This is a genomic window from Flavobacterium sp., assembly GCF_043760115.1.
Taxonomy (GTDB): Bacteria; Bacteroidota; Bacteroidia; order Flavobacteriales; family Flavobacteriaceae; genus Flavobacterium.
Genome location: NZ_JAYUPK010000110.1, coordinates 1 through 6,111 on the forward strand (window position 1 = coordinate 1; position 6,111 = coordinate 6,111).

Annotated in this window: 6 protein-coding genes and 1 pseudogene; all 7 read left to right on the plus strand. The window is 28.7% G+C overall.

Annotation, left to right across the window (positions count from 1 at the left end):
* The first annotated feature begins 64 nt into the window (after positions 1 to 64).
* Positions 65 to 1,018, plus strand: coding sequence for an acetyl-CoA carboxylase carboxyltransferase subunit alpha (locus tag ACH2BC_RS09390; protein ID WP_395053743.1), 954 nt, complete (start codon positions 65 to 67; stop codon positions 1,016 to 1,018).
* Between the two features lie 142 nt (positions 1,019 to 1,160).
* Entirely contained in the window at positions 1,161 to 2,705 is a 1,545-nt protein-coding gene (gene dnaB, locus ACH2BC_RS09395) for a replicative DNA helicase (RefSeq protein ID WP_395053738.1), read from the plus strand.
* Positions 2,706 to 3,072: 367 nt separating this feature from the next.
* Positions 3,073 to 3,387: a hypothetical protein gene (locus tag ACH2BC_RS09400; protein ID WP_395053739.1), complete on the plus strand. Its 315-nt coding sequence runs from the start codon at positions 3,073 to 3,075 to the stop codon at positions 3,385 to 3,387.
* Complete coding sequence (locus ACH2BC_RS09405; protein ID WP_395053740.1) at positions 3,384 to 4,022, plus strand: hypothetical protein; 639 nt, start codon at positions 3,384 to 3,386, stop codon at positions 4,020 to 4,022. Before ACH2BC_RS09400 ends, ACH2BC_RS09405 begins: the two co-directional genes overlap by 4 nt.
* A complete protein-coding gene (locus ACH2BC_RS09410) occupies positions 4,015 to 4,815 on the plus strand; it encodes a sensor histidine kinase (RefSeq protein WP_395053741.1) in 801 nt (266 codons plus the stop codon). The genes ACH2BC_RS09405 and ACH2BC_RS09410 overlap by 8 nt, the downstream gene beginning before the upstream one ends.
* A gap of 2 nt (positions 4,816 to 4,817) precedes the next feature.
* Positions 4,818 to 5,498: a response regulator gene (locus tag ACH2BC_RS09415; protein WP_395053742.1), complete on the plus strand. Its 681-nt coding sequence runs from the start codon at positions 4,818 to 4,820 to the stop codon at positions 5,496 to 5,498.
* 294 nt (positions 5,499 to 5,792) lie between these two features.
* Positions 5,793 to 6,111: pseudogene (locus ACH2BC_RS09420) on the plus strand (asparagine synthetase B); the annotation flags it as partial.

Genomic DNA, 6,111 nt, shown 5'->3' on the forward strand with positions numbered 1-6,111 from the left:
ATTAAATCAAAACACCCGAGGCGTAGCCGAATTGTATGGAGCGCAGCGAAATAAAACAAACCCTATGGAATATTTAGATTTTGAACTTCCTATAAAAGAATTGGAAGATCAGTTAGACAAATGTCAGGTTATTGGTCAAGAATCAGATGTTGATGTTACCAATACTTGTAAGCAAATAGAAAAAAAACTAGAAGAAACTAAACGTAAAATATATAAAAATCTTACTGCTTGGCAACGTGTGCAATTGTCGCGTCATCCAAATCGTCCTTATACAATGGATCACGTTCGTGCCTTGTGTGGAGATTCTTTTTTAGAACTTTTTGGAGACAGAAGTTTTAAAGATGACAAAGCTATGATTGGTGGTTTGGGTAAAATTGATGGTCAATCTTTTATGATTGTTGGTCAACAAAAAGGATTTAATACCAAAACACGTCAGTATAGAAATTTTGGAATGGCAAATCCAGAAGGATATAGAAAAGCATTGCGATTGATGAAAATGGCAGAAAAATTTGGAATTCCTGTACTAACTTTAATAGATACACCTGGAGCATATCCTGGACTAGAAGCCGAAGAAAGAGGTCAAGGCGAAGCAATTGCTAGAAATATTCTTGAAATGTGTCGTTTAAAAGTGCCAATTATTTGTGTAATTGTTGGAGAAGGCGCATCTGGTGGAGCATTAGGAATAGGCGTTGGCGATAAAGTTTTAATGATGGAAAACACTTGGTATTCGGTAATTTCTCCAGAATCTTGTTCGTCAATTCTTTGGAAGAGTTGGGAATATAAAGAAATTGCTGCCGAAGCTTTAAAATTAACTTCTGCCGATATGAAAAAACAAAAATTAGTTGATGATATTATTCCAGAACCACTTGGTGGAGCGCATTATGATAGAGAAACTACTTTTAAAACAGTAGAGCAATATATTACTAAAGCATATAACGAATTAAAAGATTTATCAACAACTGAGTTAGTAGCTCAAAGAATGGATAAATACAGCAAGATGGGCGAATACAGAGAGTAAAATCGTACAGATTTATACATAATCCGTCTCGTCAATAACGAGGCGGATTTTTTTTGGTTGTTAACAAAAAAAGGTAACTTGTTAACAATGATTTATAATAACTAAAAGTAATAAAAATTCTAAAATACCTTACTTTCGCTCTATGGAAAATATGCAAAATATAAGCCCAATTAAAATAGATAAAACAACGATAATAAACCTTGAAAAAGGAAAGTTACCGCCACAAGCGCTCGATCTTGAAGAAGCTGTGCTTGGCGCAATGATGATTGATAAAAAAGGTGTAGATGAAGTTATAGATATTTTACAAAGTGATGCATTTTATAAAGATGCACACAAACATATATTTGAAGCCATTTTTCAGTTATTCACAGATTCTCAACCTGTTGACTTATTAACAGTTTCGGCACAATTAAAAAAGAATGCAAAACTAGACTTAGCTGGTGGTGATTTTTACTTAATTCAGCTTACACAAAAAATATCATCGTCTGCTCATATTGAATTTCACTCAAGAATTATATTACAAAAATACATTCAGCGCAGTTTGATAAGAATATCATCAGAAATTATTGAAGAATCGTATGATGAAACCACAGATGTTTTTGATTTGCTTGACAAAGCCGAATCTAAATTATATGAAGTAACTCAAGGAAACATTAAACGAAGTTCAGAAACTGCTCAAAGTTTAGTAATTCAAGCCAAAAAGAGAATTGAAGAAATTGCTAATAAAGAAGGACTATCTGGAATTGCAACTGGTTTTGATAAATTAGATAAAATTACTTCTGGTTGGCAACCTTCAGATTTAGTTATTATTGCGGCAAGGCCAGGAATGGGCAAAACTGCATTTGTACTTTCAATGGCAAGAAATGTTGCCATAGATTATGGTCATCCAGTAGCATTATTTTCATTAGAAATGTCTTCGGTTCAGTTAATTACACGTTTAATTTCTTCTGAAACTGGTTTGTCTTCTGAGAAACTTAGAACAGGAAAATTAGAGAAACACGAATGGGAACAACTTTCTGTAAAGGTAAAAGATTTAGAAAAAGCACCATTATTTATTGACGATTCTCCATCACTTTCGATATTTGATTTACGTGCAAAAGCACGACGTTTAGCATCGCAACACGGCATAAAATTAATAATTGTAGATTACCTTCAATTAATGACTGCTGGCGGAAACGGAAAAGGTGGCGGAAATAGAGAACAAGAAATATCTACAATTTCTAGAAATTTAAAAGCACTTGCTAAAGAACTTGAAGTTCCAGTAATTGCACTTTCTCAATTATCTCGTGCGGTAGAAACTCGTGGTTCTAGTAAAAGACCTTTGCTTTCCGATCTTCGTGAATCTGGAGCAATTGAGCAAGATGCTGATATTGTATCCTTTATATACAGACCAGAATATTATAAAATTGACGAATGGGACGATGATGAACAATCGCCAACAGCAGGTCAAGCCGAATTTATAATTGCAAAACACAGAAATGGTTCATTAGAAAATGTTAGATTGAAATTCATAGGAAATCTTGGTAAATTTGATAATCTTGAAGATTCTAGTGGAGGTTTTGACGACTTGCCATCTAAAATGAATCACGATGACAATCCTTTTATGACTAAGAATTTGCCATCTGCCAACGAAGCTTTTGGAAGCAGTTCCAACTCATTTGATGATGATAGTGATGTTCCTTTTTAAAAATATAATCCTGAGAAATCAGGATTTTTTTATGCAAATTTCTTTTTTTCAAAACCAAGTAGTTTTACGTGATTTTCACTAAAAATTTTTATTCTACAATTTTATGCCTTAGCTTTATAAAATATTATTGATAAAAAATGGATTTGTAAAAACCAAATTCATAAACAATAGTATTATATTAGTTAGAATAGAATTTATGATGTTAACAAATTTTAGTTTAAATTTTATGTATCAATTTGCCACAATTGTATTTATTATATTTGTGTCAATGGCTTTGCTACTTATTTTTAGATTCAATAATGTTAGAAAAAAAATCTATGAAGACCAATAAAAAAATATTTTATAAACCAATTTAATTATTAAAACTATGAGTGCAACAAATGTAATTTCATTAGCAACAGCTCAAGAATGGGCAAGAACTTGGAGAGCAAATCCAGAACATATTGTTAAAGCATTTTTAATTCCACAAGAGGATATAACAGAGATGATGGCAGAAGCAAATGTTCAAGATGCACGTGCTTATGTTGGAATTGATGAAAAAGGATTGCATAAATTAATGCTAGTTGGAGTAGATAAAAACGGTAAAGACTTAATAGATTATAAAAATGGTCTTTACATCTATGATTACACTTCTACTTGCCCAATTATATGTGATGTAGAAAGTCCAATGTATAGATTATGAAATTAACTTTTGAAGTATTTAATATAATAGCCAATTGTATTTTAGGGTTAAATTTTATTTTATATCTGTCTCAATTTAATAAAAGAGATAGAGCATTTAAAATTTATACCCTATATATTGGTGTAATTGTTATAATACAAATTGTTTCTAAAGTTTTTGTAAAATTTGGATATGAAAATTTATCAGTTTCACATTTTTATTTTATACTTCAATTTATAATGCTTAGTTTGTTTTATTTAGAACTCTTTAAAGAAAAGTATCAAAAAAATTTAATAAAGATTTCTTTGATTTCTATTCCTTTTGTAATTATACTAAATTTAATAATTAATACTAATTTAATTTTTAAATTTAGTTTGTTAGAAATAGCAATGACATCATTGGCAATTATAGTTTACAGTACATTTCATTTTTACAATATGCTTTCCAGTAAAAAATATTTTTATTTTGTAAATTGTGGAATATTGATATACATATTTGGAAGTTCAGTTCCATTTTTAATGCATAATTTGCAATTTACTTATGGAGAAGATTTTGCATGGCTCGTAATGTTATTAAATGTTGTTTTATACACAATTTATCAAATTTTAGTTTTAATAGAATGGAAAGTTAATTTTTCAAAAAATAAAAATGAGTAAAAGTTTACAGTTCAATTTTTTTCAAAACGAATCTAATACTGTATTAGCAACAATTTTTGTTGTTTTTATACTAATGGCATCTATTTTGATCTTATTTTTTTACTTTTCTAGAAAAAAAATCATCAAAAAAGAATTAGAAAAAAAAGATTTAGAAATTAATCATCAAAAAGAGTTATTACGTTCTGTAATTATTACTCAAGAAGAAGAACGAAAACGCATTGCTCAAGACTTGCATGATGATATTAGTTCTAAGTTAAACATAGTTTCTTTAAACAGTCACTTATTAAAAACTCCAAATTTAGCTAACGAAGAATTGCTAGATATTACAGACAATATAATATTGCTAACCAAAAAAGCATTAGAAAATTCAAGACGAATTGCACACGATTTATTGCCACCAGTTTTAGAAAAATTTGGTTTACATGCTGGAATCGAAGAGCTTATAGTTGAGGTTTCTACTAGCAAAGTTGTTAAAATTGATTATGTTAATAAATTGGTTTTTGACATTCATGAAAACGAAAAACACCTTCATATTTTTAGAATTCTTCAAGAATTAATAAACAATTCTTTACGACATGGAAAAGCAACCCAAATATCAATATTATTTGATACTTTAAATACTGTTGATACTTGCATTTATAGTGACAATGGAGTTGGTTTTAACTATAATAAGAAGGTAAACCAAAAAGGTTTAGGAATGAAAAATATTGAGAGTAGAGTAAATTTTTTAAACGGAAATTTATCAATAGCTTCTCAAATTAACAAAGGATTTGAAGCTAAATTTACTTTTTAATTATGGATAAAATTAAAATTGCATTAGTAGATGATGAAGAATTATTTAGAAAAGGAATTCTTTTTTTATTGCAAAGAGAAGAAAACATTGAAATAGTTTTTGAAGCTTCAAATGGTCAAGATTTACTAGAGTTTATGATAAATTCTACATTACTTCCAGATATAATTATGATGGATTTAAAAATGCCATTATTAAATGGAGTAGAAGCAACCAAAATTATCAATAGAGATTTCCCTAATTCTAAAGTAATCGCTTTAACAAGTTACAATACTAAATCGTTTATTGCCAATATGATAGAAGTTGGTGCATCTTCTTATTTAATAAAAAGTGCTTCGCCAAAAGAAATGATTGATACTATTAACGAAGTTGCCAAAAAAGGATTTTATTACAACGAAAATGTGTTGCAAGTAATTCAAGACGATGTACTTATAAAAGGAAAAAATGCTAGAAGTATTTTTGATGAAGATTTTTTAACTAATAGAGAAAAAGAAGTCTTACTATGCATTTGTAATCAGTTAAGTACGGTTGAAATTGCCGAAAAATTATTTCTAAGTGCTAGAACTGTAGAAGGTCATAGAAATAATGTTATTGCAAAAACCCAAGTTAAAAATGTTGCCGGATTGGTTGTATTTGCTATTCAAAATAAAATTATTCAACTAAATACTCTTTCTTTAGAAGATTAACTAGCTTAATATAAATTTTAATGATAGAAACAAATAAGTAACTATTAGCGCAATAAAAAAATAGATTCCTAACTTTTTAATAAATGGAAGACCTTTAAAAGAGGAGTTTTTCTGTATCATTTGTAATGTGTTCATAATTATTTTGGTTAATTTATTATATAATTCAAAAATACAATCAATTTTCAATCTGGATATACGTAGTTTTACGTGTTTTTAGTTTATTTTTTTTAACATTTTTTTGGATTTATATTTAAAATTAAAAATAGTATCTTCGATTAAAATTTATTTGTACCAATGAAGGTAATTAAACCATTTATTTTCTTATTAATAGTTCTTTTTGCTTTACCAATTAAGGCAAATTTTATATTGCTTCCAATGGATGAAACTACTCAAAAAAATCATCTAAAAGCTTATGGAATAACCTATTGGTGTTTAGATAAAAAATACAAAGCCAGTTGGTTATTAAACTATCGTGGTGGTTCTTTCTTGCTTCCAGATGCTGCTGAAATTAAAAAAGAATGTCAAATTCGCGGTGTTAGTTTTGAAGTTTTATCAGATGCTGAAGCCAATCAAATTCTAGATGAAATTTCTTCGCCATCGCAAAATATGGAAA